General features: G+C 44.2%; 13 protein-coding genes. 7 read left to right on the forward strand and 6 right to left on the reverse strand.

Translation table 11 applies throughout. The features are described 5' to 3' along the window. Together MUP17_01420 and murJ are read right to left on the reverse strand one after the other, a co-directional pair. Window positions 1–1,280, reverse strand: a 1,280-nt coding sequence (locus MUP17_01420) for a ComEC family competence protein (GenBank protein MCJ7457635.1), incomplete at its 3' end; no start/stop codon positions are given. 4 nt (window positions 1,281–1,284) lie between these two features. Further along, on the reverse strand, window positions 1,285–2,853 hold the full coding sequence (gene murJ, locus MUP17_01425) for a murein biosynthesis integral membrane protein MurJ (GenBank protein MCJ7457636.1): 1,569 nt from the start codon (window positions 2,851–2,853) through the stop codon (window positions 1,285–1,287). Window positions 2,854–3,318: 465 nt separating this feature from the next. Here murJ and rpsT point away from each other — a divergent pair, with 465 nt between their 5' ends. Then, on the forward strand, window positions 3,319–3,600 hold the full coding sequence (gene rpsT, locus MUP17_01430; protein ID MCJ7457637.1) for a 30S ribosomal protein S20: 282 nt from the start codon (window positions 3,319–3,321) through the stop codon (window positions 3,598–3,600). Here rpsT and MUP17_01435 read toward each other — a convergent pair. Beyond that, window positions 3,563–4,756, reverse strand: a complete 1,194-nt coding sequence (locus tag MUP17_01435; GenBank protein ID MCJ7457638.1) for an NAD(P)/FAD-dependent oxidoreductase — start codon at window positions 4,754–4,756, stop codon at window positions 3,563–3,565. The two genes, rpsT and MUP17_01435, sit on opposite strands and share 38 nt — an antisense overlap. 42 nt (window positions 4,757–4,798) lie before the next feature. After that, the gene (locus MUP17_01440) at window positions 4,799–4,984 is read right to left on the reverse strand and encodes a 4Fe-4S binding protein (protein ID MCJ7457639.1); all 186 of its coding nucleotides are present in this window, start codon (window positions 4,982–4,984) and stop codon (window positions 4,799–4,801) included. A gap of 358 nt (window positions 4,985–5,342) precedes the next feature. On the opposite strand from MUP17_01440, the gene pyrR reads away from it, so the two are divergent. The 6 genes from pyrR (at window position 5,343) to MUP17_01470 (ending at window position 12,497) form a co-directional block, all read left to right on the forward strand. After that, window positions 5,343–5,867, forward strand: a complete 525-nt coding sequence (gene pyrR / locus MUP17_01445; protein ID MCJ7457640.1) for a bifunctional pyr operon transcriptional regulator/uracil phosphoribosyltransferase PyrR — start codon at window positions 5,343–5,345, stop codon at window positions 5,865–5,867. Between the two features lie 104 nt (window positions 5,868–5,971). Then, window positions 5,972–6,904, forward strand: coding sequence for an aspartate carbamoyltransferase catalytic subunit (locus MUP17_01450; GenBank protein ID MCJ7457641.1), 933 nt, complete (start codon window positions 5,972–5,974; stop codon window positions 6,902–6,904). Beyond that, window positions 6,897–8,210 carry a dihydroorotase gene (locus MUP17_01455; GenBank protein MCJ7457642.1) on the forward strand — a complete coding sequence of 438 codons (1,314 nt, stop codon included), beginning with the start codon at window positions 6,897–6,899 and terminating at the stop codon, window positions 8,208–8,210. Before MUP17_01450 ends, MUP17_01455 begins: the two co-directional genes overlap by 8 nt. A 74-nt stretch (window positions 8,211–8,284) precedes the next feature. Next, window positions 8,285–8,704 (forward strand): secondary thiamine-phosphate synthase enzyme YjbQ, encoded by a 420-nt coding sequence (locus MUP17_01460; GenBank protein MCJ7457643.1) that lies wholly within the window; start codon window positions 8,285–8,287, stop codon window positions 8,702–8,704. Window positions 8,705–8,943: 239 nt separating this feature from the next. After that, window positions 8,944–9,969, forward strand: coding sequence for an S-methyl-5-thioribose-1-phosphate isomerase (gene mtnA, locus MUP17_01465; protein ID MCJ7457644.1), 1,026 nt, complete (start codon window positions 8,944–8,946; stop codon window positions 9,967–9,969). A 221-nt stretch (window positions 9,970–10,190) separates the two neighbouring features. Continuing rightward, window positions 10,191–12,497, forward strand: a complete 2,307-nt coding sequence (locus tag MUP17_01470; GenBank protein MCJ7457645.1) for a tetratricopeptide repeat protein — start codon at window positions 10,191–10,193, stop codon at window positions 12,495–12,497. A 58-nt stretch (window positions 12,498–12,555) separates the two neighbouring features. On the opposite strand, the gene MUP17_01475 is transcribed toward MUP17_01470, so the two are convergent. Then, window positions 12,556–14,442 (reverse strand): hypothetical protein, encoded by a 1,887-nt coding sequence (locus MUP17_01475; protein MCJ7457646.1) that lies wholly within the window; start codon window positions 14,440–14,442, stop codon window positions 12,556–12,558. A 37-nt stretch (window positions 14,443–14,479) separates the two neighbouring features. After that, window positions 14,480–15,424 carry a PorV/PorQ family protein gene (locus MUP17_01480; GenBank protein MCJ7457647.1) on the reverse strand — a complete coding sequence of 315 codons (945 nt, stop codon included), beginning with the start codon at window positions 15,422–15,424 and terminating at the stop codon, window positions 14,480–14,482. Window positions 15,425–15,591: the final 167 nt, after the last annotated feature.

The following is a 15,591-nucleotide window of genomic DNA, read 5'->3' on the forward strand; positions in this document are numbered from 1 at the left end:
ATAACCACCAGGCCGGTTAAGGGCACGATTAACAGGTTAGCCAAAAGAGAGTAAAGAGAGATCCTGTTAAAATAATAGGCGGTAATGGGATAAGTGAATAACTGAGCTGACAGGGAAACGAAAAAAGGCAAGGCCACATAGGACTTCAAGAGCCGATTCCGAAACCCTGAAAGAAGAAGTCTATCCAGCTTAGGAACCCAGAGGATCAACCCCAGGGTAGCCATAAAAGATAATTGAAAACCCACATCAAAGAGAGTAGAAGGGTTGATAAAAAGTATCACCAAGGCAGCTAAAGCCCAGAGGTTGAGGATATCCCTTTCCCTCTCGATCAGTAGCGAAAGAAGAAAAAGAGAAGTCATAATAGAAGCCCTTACCACTGAGGGCTGGTTCCCGGTCACAAAGGAGAAAATCAGGATCAGGGGAAAAATCAGAAGCAAAGAGAGCCGGTAAGGTATTCTTAAGAGCCGAAAAAGTCCAAAGAAGAGAAAGACAACCAGCGCCACGTTGGAGCCGGAGATGGCTAAAAGATGAAGGGTGCCAGTATCGGTAAAGAGTTTATAGATCTCCCTGGGTATTCCTCTTCTTTCACCCAGGACGAAACCAGATAGAATCGCCTGATGCGGGCCAGTCAGGTTTCTCTTAAAGAAGCCGAGAATATAATGTTTTACCGGAAGAACAATTCCGGAGATAAAGAAGCTACCTCCCTCCTTTTCCAGTAGCGTAATTTCAGAGTCGTGCTCTAAGTTCATACAGGCAAAAATCTCTTTAGAATTCAGATATTTCCTGTAGTCAAAAGCACTCGGATTTTTCGAGGGGTAAGGAGAATATAAGTACCCGCCGAAATGGACTGAATCGCCATAGTTGAAGCGGTCAGTCGGATGTTTGATTTTAAGAAGAATTTTACCGTCAGTCTTGATTTTTTTCCCGTTAAACGATAATTCCCGGGTGTCTACTTCGATAAAAGTTTTATCCTCCCTGATATCCGGATCCCTGGAGATAACACCAGTCAGCTCGATCCTTCCATTGAGACGGGAAAAATTGGAGATATGATTTATGGGAAGGTCTTTGGTCTTCAGTTCGTATCTCCAGAACCCGGCTAAAGTTAGAAGAAGCATGATAAATATTATTCTTAGATTTTGTTCCTGCCTGAAAGAGAACAGAAGAAAGAGAGTAATTAAGATTAGAAAAAGTAAGATCAGGGTGGATAAATCGAAATAATTGCCTACAAGAATTCCTGCCACATAAGCCAGAAGGGCTAAAAGGACGGGCCTGCGTTTCAATATTTTACCTCTTGAATCCCAAGATTCCCAGTACTCTTTTTACTTCTTTTATCTTAAACAAACTCGCAAGGGATAAATAGCTGAGCAGGGAAATTACCAGCATCAGAACCACCAGGATGGTCTTCTGGATCAAGCTTCCCCTGTCCAGGTCAACCGGATAAAGAAAAAGAAAAACCTGTAACAGGATTCCCATCAGCAGAGAAGTCAGCAGGATTTTAAGGAAGGTGTTCCTTAAACCTTTTCTATCAAAAGGTCCAATTCGTTTGTCCAGGGTGAAAAAAAGAATAGCCATATTTAAAATGGCGGAAAAAGAGGTAGCAAAAGCCAATCCCCGAAAGCCTAAGGGACGCATAAGAATCAGATTCAAACCGATGTTAAAAACTACTGTGATGGCAGTGCTTATCACTGGAACTCTGGCATCACCCAGTGCATAGAAAACTGGTGCTAAGACCCTTACCGAGGCATAGGCGAAAAGCCCGATTGAATAAAACAACAGTGCCTGAGAAGTAGCTTGTGTGTCCGCAAAAATAAATTTTCCATGCTGGTATAAAAGGGAGATTATCGGCTTTGCCCCTACCGCTAAAAATATGGTCGAAGGCAGAGTCAGGAAAAAGATAAGCTTCAAAGATGAGCTGCAGGTGGAGATAAGTTCAGTATAGTTTTTTTGAGCTGCCTGGGCTGCCAAAAAAGGGAAAGTTACTGTTGCCACTGCAACTCCAAAGACCCCCAAGGGGAAATTCATCAGCCTGAAACTATAATTTAGATATGAAACACTTCCCTGCGGCAGAAGAGAGGCAATCAGTGTATTGACGAAGATATTCACCTGAGTAGAGGCCAAGCCCAAAATAGCCGGGGTCATCAGCCAGAGGATTTTTCTTACCCCAGGGTCTTTCCAATCCAGAAGAGGTTTGTATTTATATCCTAACCTGAAAAGAACAGGCAGCTGTATCCCTAATTGCCCTGCTCCGCCCAAAAGAACCCCTAGAGCCATTCCAATAATCGGGGTTTTCAAAAAAGGCGAGATCAAAAAACCCGCTAAGATCATCCCCAGATTGAGCATAGTAGGTGCTAAAGCGGGTGCGCCAAAACGTCCGAAGGAATTCAGAATCCCCATACTCAGGGCTGCCAGGGAGACCAGAAGCAAAAACGGAAACATAATCCGGGTCAACAGGGTTGTAAGCTCTAACTTGCCTTGGATTTTGTCAAACCCCGGGGCAATGAGATGGACAATTGCCGGGGAGAATAGTATGCCCAGGATGACGATTGCGGACAAAACGATCAAAAGGATATTTAGCACCAAGTTGACTAAACGAAAAGCTTCCTCTTTCCCCTGAAGAGTCAGCTTCTCCGTAAAAACCGGGATAAAGGCTGAAGAAAGTGCACCCTCTGCTAAAAGGTCCCTGAGAAGATTGGGAATCCGGAAAGCAGCCACAAAAGCATCCGTAGCCATCCCCGCCCCGAAAAGATAGGCAAAAACCTGCTCCCTTATAAGCCCGAAGATTCTGGATAAAAAGGTGGCCGAGCTAACCATTCCGGCAGATTTAGCGATTTTGTCTTTTGCGTGCGCCTCCATTCTCTTTTCCTTTTTTTTATTTATTCGTCATTCGGTATCCGACATTCGTCATTTTTTTCTATCTTCCTTCTTCCCTTTTATTCATTGCCTTGGTGGAAAACAGGCGTCTCGCCCGTTCTCAATTGTCAGAGAGCAAAGCCTGGCGCCCTACGGGCGGGCTGGCTCGTAACCACAGGAATGTCTGACCTACCTCTATGTCTGCATTCTTTTTAGTAGGTCTATCATGTCCCCTAAGGGGATTGGTTGACAAACTCTCTAACGGGCTGTCATTCTGAGTCCCCGCAGGGGACGAAGAATCCCCTTTCTTTTTAGATGCTTCGTCCTTCGGACTCAGCCTGACAATTCTGACAAGTTGGTTGCACGCTCACGAATCCCGCATTAATGTCGCGTCTTTTCTCATTTTTGAATTGACAAAAAAAGATTTTTCTTTATATTTACCTTTCGAAAATTAAACCAGGAGGTAGTTTGCCAGTACGCAAGGTCCATAAAGACGTTAAAAAAAGATTGAAAACCAGCTTAAAGGCAAAAGCTCGTAACCGGGAGATAAAATCCGAGCTGAGAAGTCTGGTAAAGAAAACAGAGGCTAATCCGGTTCAGGAGAATCTCAAACCAGTATTCTCGCTTCTGGATAAAGCCTCCCGGAAAAAAATCATCCATAAAAATACAGCTTCCCGCATAAAGTCTAGGCTTTCCAGGCTTCTGAATAAACCTACCAAACCAGGTGCCGAAGCAAAAGCAGAAGCTTAGGATTTGACCTGAGGATAGCCTTCAAGGTCTGAATGGGAGTCAGCCTGGTCGAATCCTTATCCTTAAGATACTCCTTTAAAAACTGGATAACCTCTTCGAAATCCTCATCTTTCATCTTAAGGTAAATCTTTCTGCAGTAAGAATAAAATCTCAATTCCCTTCCTTTTATCTTCAGAAATTCCTCTTCATATTTTTTCAGGAAGTCGGGTGAATTACCTCCATTTGCCAGATATTCTGAGGCAACCTGGCCTGCAATCTTCCCGGAGAGAAGCGCATTGGCAATTCCTGCACCGGAGAGGGAATCAACTAACCTGGCAGCATCTCCAGTTAATAGTATGTTGCTTTTGACCAACTGGCTTTTACGGCTGAAAGATGGCACTCCTCCGGTCATCCATTCAATCACTGAGAAGTTCTTGAACCTTTTCATCACGAAAAAATCCAATAGCTCCTTTGCCTTTATGCCGTTGCCAAAGGTCGGAGTTATAGCCAGGCCCACGTTTGCCGACCCTTTACCTTTGGGGAAAACCCAGGCATAACCTCCGGGAGCTATTTTGGTGCCAAGATGAAATTCAATGCACTCCTGGTCTAAAGGATCGGCCTTCAAAAGATACTGGTAAGCAGAATCCACCCCCTCTAATTTCAGGGTATTATCAATGCCTGCCCATCTCCCGACCATAGATTCGATCCCGTCTGCAGCTATGACTATTTTGGTTTGATATTCCGATTCCCTTCCATCTTCTTTCACCCTTATTCCGCAAATCTCTCCCCTGTTGTTGCTGATTAATCCCACAGCCTGGGCATTGACTTTCAGCTCAGCGCCTGAGGATTCTGCCCTCAGCGCTAAATCCCTGTCGAATATCTTTCTATCAAGCACCAGACCTGCGCTGGAGTAAGAAACCTTCAACTCTTTCCCCGAAGGGGGGCAGAGTGCAATTTTTTCGATTTTAGACCTTATCCAGGCAGGATTAACCTGCTCGCAAATTGAGAGTCCCTTATAGCTGACAGCTTCAGCACAGCATAAAGGCAGCCCTACTTCCTTATGCTTTTCAAGCAAGAGAACTTTATGCTTATTCTTGGCTAAAACCCAGGTTGCCATCGAGCCAGCAGGACCTGCCCCTACTACTACGCAATCATATTTATCTTTCATTTTCTTCATTCGTCATTGTCTTTTTCGTCTGTTATTCGTATTAGTCATCCGTCATTGGTTATCTGTAATTATCAGTGCCCCGGAGGGACAGAAAACCACGCAATCGTTGCAGAGGGTGCAAAGCTCTTCCTTTATTCTTAAACCCTGGCTTTCCAACTCCAGAGCTTCAAAAGCACAGACCGCCACGCATCCCCCACATTCTCCACATAAATCTTTCTTTAAATTCAGTTTTCCCATCTTCAGCCAAAAAGCGTTGGAACAATTTAAGCCCAGTCCCCGAAAAACTCAAGTTAAAAATACAATGTTTTATCTTGTATTTTTTCAACGGTCACGATTAACGAATCACCCTGACGTTTTTTGTCGTCATTCTTCTTTCTTGAATTTTTTTTTCAAAAAAAACTTGACAAATGAATTTCTTCACGTATTATAGGCGACAGACCTTTTAAACCGATCCGGCGAGATCAGTAAAGGTAAAAGATGAGATTTAGAAATATGAAATGTAGTTACCCTCCTTGATTCACCAGGAGGGTATTTTTTTTCACTTTTTTAGAAAAGTGAGGAGGAGAATTTGCCCAGAAGAAAAGGCGTCCTGATAATGGACGAGAAAACGGTTCGGCGAGCCTTGACCAGAATTGCCCACGAGATTATCGAGAGGAACAAAGGAGCTGAGAACTTAGGCCTAATCGGGATCAAGACCCGTGGGGCTTATCTGGCAGAAAGACTGGCTAAGATGATTTTCGAAATAGAGGAGGTGCAGGTCCCCTTGGGGGTCATGGACATCACCCTGTACCGGGATGACATCCAGACGAAATTGGACCAGCCGATCGTGCAGAAAACCGAGGTTATGTTTGACGTAGCAGATAAGATAATAATCTTAGTGGATGACGTTCTCTTCACCGGCAGAACTATCCGCGCGGCCTTAGACCAGATAATAGACTTCGGCAGACCGAAGCTGATTCAATTAGCCGTTTTAGTTGACCGTGGTCACCGTGAACTTCCGATCCGGGCCGATTACATCGGCAAAAACATACCCACTGCCTTAAATGAGCAGGTAGTAGTGAGAATACAAGAGGTGGACGGAGAGGACAGCGTAACCATTGAGAAGGAAAAGAGGAAATGATTTTGTAGAGACGCATCGCATGCGTCTCCAGGTAAGTCCTGTAGTTGCTCGATTTATCGAGCCAAAGATAGCCTAGAATGAAAGTCTAAGATAATGAGGAGAAGATGAAATTAAAAAGCAGGCATCTTTTAGGTTTGGAAGGGGTCTCAAAAGAGGAGATCGGGCTGATCCTGGACACGGCTGAGACTTTCAAGGAGGTGTTGGAAAGACCAATCAAGAAGGTTCCCACCCTCAGAGGTGTGACTGTGGTCAATCTCTTTTACGAGGCATCCACCCGGACCAGAATCTCCTTTGAGCTGGCTGAAAAAAGATTATCTGCTGAGCTGGTAAACTTCTCTGCTTCCACCTCCAGCGTCAAAAAAGGAGAAACCCTTAAAGACACGGTCAAAAACATCGAGGCGATGAAAATCGATATGGTGGTGATAAGACATCAGTCTTCAGGTACCCCTTATTTTCTCACCCAATGCCTTTCCTCATCCATAATCAATGCCGGAGATGGGGCTCACGAGCATCCGACTCAGGGGCTTTTAGATTTATTCACTCTAAGGGAAAAATACAAAAAACTCGAGGGCTTGAGAGTGGTGATAGTCGGGGACATAAAACACAGCCGGGTTGCCAGGTCAAATATCTGGGGCTTGAAGACCATGGGAGCTTCGGTAGCCGTATGCGGGCCAACAACCCTGATGCCCTATGAGATCGAGAAGATGGGGGTTGAGGTTTATTCAAATTTAGATGAAGCCTTGCAGGGAGCGGATGTGGTCAACGTTCTGAGAATACAGTTAGAAAGACAGAAAGGCGGGCTTTTGCCTTCCTTAAGAGAATATGCAAACGAGTTCGGGATGAACTCTGACCGGCTGAAAAGTCTAAATCCGAATTTCACCATAATGCATCCCGGACCAATTAACCGGGGTGTAGAGATCACTCCGGAGGTTGCAGATGGTCCCTACTCGGTCATTTTGGACCAGGTGACCAATGGAGTAGCCATCCGTATGGCAGTTTTGTACCTTTTAAGTGGAGGAGAAGGAAAGGTTGAATAAAAAAACCTCTATAGAAGCTGAACTGATTATTGCGGGAGGAAGGATCATCGATCCAGCATCTAAATTGGATAAGGTCGGTGACATACATATCCGGGACGGGAAAATCGTTAAAATCGAGACCAAAAAATTGATCCCCAGGAAAAAAATCAGATTTTTTCCGGAAATAGTGGACGCATATGATAAGATAGTAACTCCCGGACTGATCGATATGCACACTCATTTAAGAGAGCCGGGAAGAGAAGATGAAGAGACGATCTTAACCGGTTCAGAAGCAGCAGTGGCTGGAGGATTTACTTCCATCTGTTGTATGCCCAATACCCAGCCACCGATTGACAATCAGGAATCAGTGAAATTCATTTATGAGAAGGCGAAATTAGCAAAATGCAAAGTCTACCCTGTTGCCGGTGCAACCAAAGGCTTAAAAGGCGAAGAACTGACTGAGATTGCAGATCTGGTTAAAGCCGGAGCTGTGGCTATTTCAGACGATGGCAGGCCTATTTACAGCTCAAGCTTGATGAGGTATGCGCTCGAATATTCTAAAATGTATGACCTTCCGGTTATATCCCATTGCGAGGATTTAGCCTTATCCTCAGATGGGGTGATGAATGAGGGTTTTGTCTCTACGGTACTGGGATTGAAAGGTGCCCCCGGAGTGGCTGAGGAGGTAATGGTTGCGCGCGATATAAGATTGGCTGAGTTTACTCATTCCAGAGTACATATCGCACACATCTCGACTGAAGGCTCAGTGAATCTTATCCGTGAGGCGAAGAGAAAAGGAATCAAAATCACCTGTGAGGTCACCCCGCATCATTTTTCATTAACCGATGAAATCATAAAAACGTTTGATACCAATGCCAAGGTGAACCCTCCTCTGAGGACTAAAAAGGATTTAGATGCTTTGAAAAAAGGATTGAAAGACGGAACTATCGACTGTATTGCCACAGACCATGCCCCGCATTCGATCGAGGAAAAAGACGTGGAGTTCGATGCCGCACCTTTTGGAATGGTTGGTCTTGAAACCGCTTTAGGTCTGGTCATAACAGAGCTTATTGAGAAAAAAGTCCTTACCTGGATTGAGGCTCTTGCCAAAATGACGCTCAATCCAGCTAAGATCTTGAAATTAAATGCCGGACAGATAAAGACCGGTATGCCTGCGGATCTGACAGTAATCGATCCGGAGGCAAACTGGGTAGTCGAGCCAAAAGAGTTCAGGTCCAAATCGAAGAATTCACCTTTTGGCGGAAGAAAGCTCAAAGGGAAGGCTTTCCTGACGATTGTGGACGGAAAGATAGTTTATCAGATTTGATTTTTTAGAACCGTTTTTATATATATCAAACGTAGGGGCACGGCGCGCCGTGCCCCTACAAAATAATAATAATTATGAACATAATTACTAAATCCTTTAAGATAAAAACTAAAGGAAACACGGATATTTTAGATATTACTTCAGAGGTGCAGAAAATTATAAAGAACTCCAACCTAAAGGAAGGACAGGCAACTGTTTTTGTCCCTGGCTCAACTGCCGGGATTACGACAATCGAGTATGAACCTGGCCTTCTGAAGGACTTGCCAATGGCTTTTGAAAGGATTGCTCCAGAGAATATGGAGTATGCTCATCATCTGACCTGGGGTGATCATAACGGACACGCTCATATCCGGGCAGCCTTATTAGGTGCTTCAAAAACTTTCCCTTTTTCTGAAGGTGACCTGATCTTAGGCACCTGGCAGCAGATCATATTAGTAGATTTTGACGAGCGGCCCAGGAGCAGAGAAGTAGTAGTACAAATAATCGGTTTGTAGAGACGCATCGCCATGCGTCTCAATTAGCTGTCATTGCGAGGAGTCCCCGTAGGGGCGACGAAGCAATCCTCTCAGAGTATAAGGATTGCTTCGCCCCAAAGGCTCGCAATGACACAGAATTCAAAAAACTACGTGGAGGTCTGAAGACCTCCGCTACATTTGATATTTAAAAATGTAACGGAAGGCCTCAAGGTCTTGAGACTTCAGCCTTCCATCTTTGCCTTTATAAGGAGAAAACAGTGATCAAATTAAAATTCAAAACAGTGGAATGGTCAAAAAATAAGGTGAGAATTCTGGACCAGACGAAACTTCCTTTGAAGGTTTCCTATTTAGAGTTTGATGATTATAAAAAACTGGCGACCGCTATCAAGAAGCTCAAAATCCGCGGTGCGCCAGCCATTGGAATAGCAGCCGCATACGGCGTAGTCCTGGGAATGATGCAGGGAAAGTATTCCGGCGACAAAGATTACGAGAAGAAACTGGATTCGGTCATCTCGGTTTTGAAATCCACCCGCCCAACTGCGGTCAATCTTTTCTGGGCTTTGGACCGGATGAAAAAAGTTGCCCTGGAATATGAGGGTTATGACATGGAAAGTAGAAACAAAAGGCTCTTGCACGAGGCATTGCTGATCCACCAGGAAGATAAGGTAATGTGCCAGAAGATAGGAGAATACGGCTCAAAGCTGCTGAAAAATGGTTGCCGAATTCTTACTCACTGTAATGCTGGTGCCTTAGCCACTGGCGGAATAGGGACTGCCCTGGCTCCTTTATTAATTGCCAAAGCCCAGGGAAAAAAGATAAAGGTTTACGTGGATGAGACCCGTCCGGTCCTTCAGGGAGCGAGGCTGACCACCTGGGAGCTTCTCCATCAGGGAATCGATACTGTGCTGATCTGCGACGATATGGCTGCTTTTTTGATGCAAAAAAAGATGATCGATTGCATAATCACCGGTGCAGACAGGATTGTCAGGAATTTGGATGCGGCTAACAAGATCGGGACTTACAACTTGGCAGTGCTGGCGAAATTTCATAAAATACCCTTTTACCTTGCAGCACCCAGCTCCAGTTTTGACTATTCAATCGAAAGCGGGGATAAGATAAAAATTGAGGAAAGATCCCCGGAGGAGGTTACCAGCTTCTGGGGCAGACGAACCGCACCAGAAAAGGTAAAAGTCTTCTCCCCGGCATTTGATGTCACGCCTGCTGATTTGATTACCGCAATTATTACCGACAAGGGAATAATTAAAGGAAAAAGAAAGGGCTGAATCTGGTAGGGGCGTTCAATTGAACGCCCCTACTAATTTATCCTCTCTCCTTCCTAAGATAAATGAGGGCAGGCACTGGGGCCTGCCCCTACAGTTTTCATTCATAATTCAATATCAAATTGTTCTGTTTTTAATTTTTCACCTTCCTTTTTCCATTTTCCTTTGTCGCAGAGAGATTCGATTGTATTGACAAATCTTCATCTTCAAGATATATTTTCAGTGTGAAATCAAAAATCATTCAAGATAAAAAAGAATTATACTTTCTTTTCGGAATTTTCGTCTTCAGCTTTGTCCTGCGCCTGATTTACCTGTCACAGATGAATTCCAATCCGTATTTTACTTCTCCCACCATGGATGCATTATACCACGATCTCTGGGCACAGGCGATTGTCCAGGGGAATTGGATTGGGGACCAGGTTTTTTTCCGGGCGCCGTTTTACCCATATTTTTTAGGGATAATTTGCAAGCTCTTAGGGCATAACTATTTTATCCCTCGACTAATTCAGCATCTGATCGGCTCTCTCTCTGTGATTTTGATTTACTTCCTTGCCAGAAAACTTTTCAATCGCAAAGTCGCCACCCTGTCGGCCATCCTCACTTCTATATATGGGGTACTTATCTACTACGAGGATGAGCTACTTTTGGATTTCCTTTTAGTTTTCTTCGGAGTTTTGCTTCTTTTGCTTTTATACCGGGCAGAGGAGAAATCTAAAAGCTCACGATTCTTTACCGCCGGCTTAGTTGCCAGCCTTTTTGCCATCACCCGTCCCAACATCCTGATTTTTATACCTTTTGTCCTTGTCTGGATACTCCTTTTATTGAAGGTCAATCTGAAGAGGAAAATCGTCTTTTCTCTATTTTTTCTCATGGGTCTTTTTGGGTTGATTTTACCAATAACCGTGAGAAACTATCTGGTTGGAAAGGACTTTGTTCTGATTTCCTCTCAGGGAGGGATCAATTTTTATATCGGAAATAACCCGCAGGCAGACGGGACCAGTGCTATTCTACCCCCTTATGGAGACGACTGGGAATATCAGGATGCAGCTTACGAGGTGCAGGGAAGTATCGGCAAAATCCCCAGACCATCTGAGGTTTCGGATTATTATCTTAAAAAAGGAACGAACTTCATAATTCGTTCACCCCAGAAGTTTTTATCGCTTTTTTTAAAAAAAGCTTACCTTTTCTGGAATTCCTTTGAGATCAGCAACAACCAGGATATTTATTTTTTCAGAAGATACTCTGCTCTAATCCGCATCCTCCCTGTTGGCTTCTGGATAATAGGTCCTTTGAGCCTTGTGGGAATTCTCCTGAGTCTAAAAAGCTGGAGAAAATACTTCCTGGTCCTGATTTTTGTCTTGTCCTATTCGTTTTCAGTACTCCTCTTTTTTGTCAACTCTCGATTTCGTCTGCCGGTCCTCCCTTTTTTGATTGTTCTCTCCTCGTTTGCTCTAATCCAGTTATTCGGGTATCTCAAAGGGAGTTCCTTTAAAAAATTATTTCTGTCTATGGCTCTTCTGGTTTTATTCTTCTTCCTCTGCAACTCTAATCTTTATCATCTGGACAAAACAAATTTCGCCCAATCCTATTTTAGCCTGGGAAATCTGTTTTTGAAAAAAGGTAACCTTCAAGATGCCAGAGCTGAATACCTTTTAGCCCTTAAGGAAAATCCTTCCCTTCAAAGAGCTCACCTAAATTTAGGGAATATTTATTTTCACCAGAAAGATTATTCCCGGGCTGAAAAGGAATTCCTGGAGGAGCTGAAAGCTAACCCCCGGCAGGAAAAAGCCTATAATAACCTTTCAGTCTTATATCGCATTCAGGGAGATGACCTTAAGGCAACAACTCTGGCGAAGCAGGCTCTTGAGATCAAGCCCTATTACAAAGAAGCTTACGTAAACTTAGCCCTGGCTTACCTGAAAACGGAAAACTACCTTTCAGCCGAAAGCTCGCTGGTTTCTGCGCTTGCTCTTTTTCCATCATTTGCTGAGCTCAGGTTTTATCTGGGACTTGTTTATCAAAAACAAGGAAAATCTGGCCAGGCTTTGAGGGAGTATATGCAACTCATGAGCCAGAAACCAGAAACTCAGGACCTGGAGTACAATCTGGGCTTGATTTATTCAAAAGACGACCCCTCCCAGGAGGGATTGAACGGCTTAAGAGCCTATGCGGCTTATAACTCCGGGCTGATCTATTTGCAGCAAAAAGAAATTGACCCTGCCCAAGAAAACCTGATCCAGTCAATTAAACTGAAACCTGACTTTGCAGAAGCCCATGCTATCCTTGGAAACCTATATGATTTAAGAAGAGAATATGAGCCTGCGGTCAAAGAATTAGAAGAGGCAATAAAAGATTCTCCGGACAATCTTGTTTATCATTATAACCTGGGCTTGATTCTTGCAAAGACAAAGAATTTCCCTCTTGCTAAGCAGGAATTTGAAACAGCTTTGAGACTTTCACCGGATTTTAAGCTTGCCCAGGAAAAGCTGAGACTGGTCGATTCTCTGCTTTCTATCCAATCTTCCAAATAAAAAAAGAGACCAGGAAAACCCGGTCTCTTTAAGTTAAAGAATTAATCTTTCAAACGAATCAGGGAAGATACTGATCCTGCATAAACCAGAGCACCATCACCCTCATCATTTCTAACATCTGGTCATTCTTTATGGGCAATCCTGGGAAACAGAACTCCGCAGTTCTCCACTGCAGGATGTGCTGTCCGTTTTCATCATTAAATATCCAGGGGTTAGGGCTGAAGGCTCTGGTGCCACAGGGTCTTCCATGTATAAAAGATAAAGCAGGATCTTTGTAAGATATGGCGGTATAAAGTCGTTGCACATTATTAGAAATCAAAATCGACTCATAACCAGCCCTGGGAATCCCTTTTAAGCTATCCCAGGGGGGTCTATCCGGGACAAAATACTCCCAGTAGTTTTTAGTTAATTTCGCGGGGTCAACTTCTAACCGTGGTAGCCCGGTATGAGCTGGATCATACGATTCAGCGGCTATCATCTCTTCAATTCTACCCTGTAATGTGTCTGAGTAAAAGTTTGGAAGACCAGCACCAGTTACCCCGAAGTAATAATTAGCTGCTCTTACCACCGTTTGGGTAAGCCCTGCGGCTCTAGCATTTCCTGGAGAGATCTGCCAGTATGAGGAACGGGTGAGATTAACATCTATCCCGAAGTTATTTTGCCCGATCATCCAGACCCTTCCACCTACTCTGAGATACCTTTCTATCTGAACGAAGCCCGTATCAAACCCATCTCCAGCTATTGAGTGAAACCTGCCCTCATTGAGGAATATGACTAATTTATACTGAGAAAAAACAGTCTCCGGCGGAGGGTATGGCTCATAATATCCCGCTAACTCATAGAGGGAAAATGTATCAATTGCACCTTCGTCCTTGAGCTTTTGCAAGAGTCCTGTATAGAAATCCCGTATTGGATAAAAGCTTGGTGTTATGAACTGCCCATAATACATATTAACAGGTTCTACTAAAAGCACACTTTTTCGAGAATAATTTGAAAAAAGGAAAGGAGGTTTTACAATCATAAAAGTAGCCTTAGCAGGATTTGGGTCAGGCACAAAAGCATCGTCCCTTGCCCGCACTCTGAACTGGTACCAGCCGTAGTCTTTGCCCGGGACATTATTCAAATCCACCAGCAGGCGGGAAGTGCTGTCCACCCAGGGTGAGCCGGTTTTACTATCCCAGGAGGAATAATAAACCTTGGTTGTATCGACTGAAGTTTTTAAGTCAAAAGGTCCCAAAAGCTGCCAGGAATAGCTGAATGCCGGCTGAGACCGCGGGCCGTAATCCGGATCCACAGCTGACCAGCTAATCTTGATACCTTTCCAGTCAGCCGTGGTTTCTGGCAGGCAGTATTCGATTATCATGGTATCATAGGAAGCTATGGTATGGGGCGGGCGGTTGGTACGGGTGAACAAGTGGAAATTACTGCCTTTAGGCGAGTTTGGTTTCCATATTTTGGAAACTGCACCATCATTGTCCACACCTCTCACAAAGAAATATTGAGCCACGTAAGCTGTGGTATCCACAGAAGCAGCAAGCATAACATTGTCAAATGTCCCGTTTCCTTTAACTGAATCAACCGCATTTATAACAGCCCTATTAATCCCCAAGATTCTGGAGAGGGAGCTATCATTCCAGTCTCCAGGGCTAACCTGCTCTATAGTTTGTACAAATGCCGGGTCGATATAGCCACCAGCTTTGGGGATTAAATTCCCGGTATCAGGAATTACCAGATATTGATATTTAGAGATATACCCATCCTGGTCAAACCCGTACCAGTAGATTTTTGCCAGCGTTGAGAAATTGACGGAATCCGGAGGTATATTTACCAAAAAGACCTCTGGAGGCACATTTACAGGACCAGTCCCTTTTCTGCTAAGTTTACCGCAGGCAGAGAATAAGAAGAAAACCAAAAGTAAAAGGGATAACCAAATCCATCTTTTCATCTTTAAAACTCCTTTTTAAAAGGTTAAAAGCTAATTTCTAAAAACTAAGATTCAAGGTGAATCTATGTACCTGATCCAATTTACCGAAGTTGAAATAGCCGTAATCAACTTTTAGCTTGGTCTTACTGTATAGAGGAACCTTCACACCAGCACCAAAACTGAAATCGCCAGTATCGTATCCAAACTGGTCTCCTGCTCTTAAAGTTAAGAAGTCTTTATAGGAGTATTCTATGCCACCATTGAACTTCTCCAGGTTATCATTGGGATGGCCTATTTCGAAATCCACCAGGGTCTTATGGTCACCAAAGCTCAACGCCTCCATCGAAACACCGAATTTGAAGGATATGGGCAGAGGGTAGCTGTCCCGGATAAACTTAAGGTCTGGTCCAAAGTTGCTCATCACCATGCCGATTTTTAAATTTTTAAACCCGGTGTTGTACAGGGTTCCTATATCAGCAGCCCATCCCACTGCGCGCTCCTCCTCATACAGTTCATCGATGAGTTTCACCGTGGCACCGATGCTGAAACGTTGAGTCAGATAACGACCATAGCTTAGAGCCACGGCGTATTCCTTGGCCGAAAAGGTCTGACCTGAGCTCCATTCGCTTCCCAGGGAAGGATGAGCATAAGTGGTATAATCCATATCTCCGGAATTAAGAAAATAGAAACCCAGACCCAACACCCCTCCGAACCCTCTCACCGGATAGGCTAAACCGCCAAAATCATAAGTGATGTCTGCCGGGTAGTCGATATGAGTCAGGATGATCTCCCTTTGAACCAGTTGGGGGAGCCCCGCCGGGTTATAATAGATGGCAGAAGCATCATTCGCTATCGCTAGAAATGCGTTACCCATCCCCACAGCTCGAGCTGAGACCCCTATTTCCAAAAACTGTGCACCAGCAGTTCCGGTCTTTGCCTGTCCCCAGGCTAGACCAGGGATCACCACCAGCACAAATAAAACTAACGCCAGTACTTTTCTCATACGAACTCCTTTCGTTTTTATAGTTCTATTTTATAATCACGAATTTCCCTATCTGGTTACCGGATTTGGATTCTATGTTGTAAAGATAGATCCCGGATACCACCGCCTGGGTGTTCTGATTGATCAGGTCCCAGTAATCATAACCCGCGGTCGGATCATCCTCTGCC

The organism is Candidatus Zixiibacteriota bacterium (assembly GCA_022865345.1).
GTDB lineage: Bacteria > Zixibacteria > MSB-5A5 > MSB-5A5 > RBG-16-43-9 > RBG-16-43-9.

Excerpts from the sequence above, each read along its gene's own strand:
- murJ (MCJ7457636.1), bottom strand. The coding sequence starts at position 2,853 with ATGGAGGCGCACGCAAAAGACAAAATCGCTAAATCTGCCGGAATGGTT.
- MUP17_01435 (MCJ7457638.1), bottom strand. The coding sequence starts at position 4,756 with ATGAAGAAAATGAAAGATAAATATGATTGCGTAGTAGTAGGGGCAGGT.
- MUP17_01440 (MCJ7457639.1), bottom strand. The coding sequence starts at position 4,984 with ATGGGAAAACTGAATTTAAAGAAAGATTTATGTGGAGAATGTGGGGGA.
- pyrR (MCJ7457640.1), top strand. The coding sequence starts at position 5,343 with ATGGACGAGAAAACGGTTCGGCGAGCCTTGACCAGAATTGCCCACGAG.
- MUP17_01450 (MCJ7457641.1), top strand. The coding sequence starts at position 5,972 with ATGAAATTAAAAAGCAGGCATCTTTTAGGTTTGGAAGGGGTCTCAAAA.
- MUP17_01460 (MCJ7457643.1), top strand. The coding sequence starts at position 8,285 with ATGAACATAATTACTAAATCCTTTAAGATAAAAACTAAAGGAAACACG.
- MUP17_01475 (MCJ7457646.1), bottom strand. The coding sequence starts at position 14,442 with ATGAAAAGATGGATTTGGTTATCCCTTTTACTTTTGGTTTTCTTCTTA.
- MUP17_01480 (MCJ7457647.1), bottom strand. The coding sequence starts at position 15,424 with ATGAGAAAAGTACTGGCGTTAGTTTTATTTGTGCTGGTGGTGATCCCT.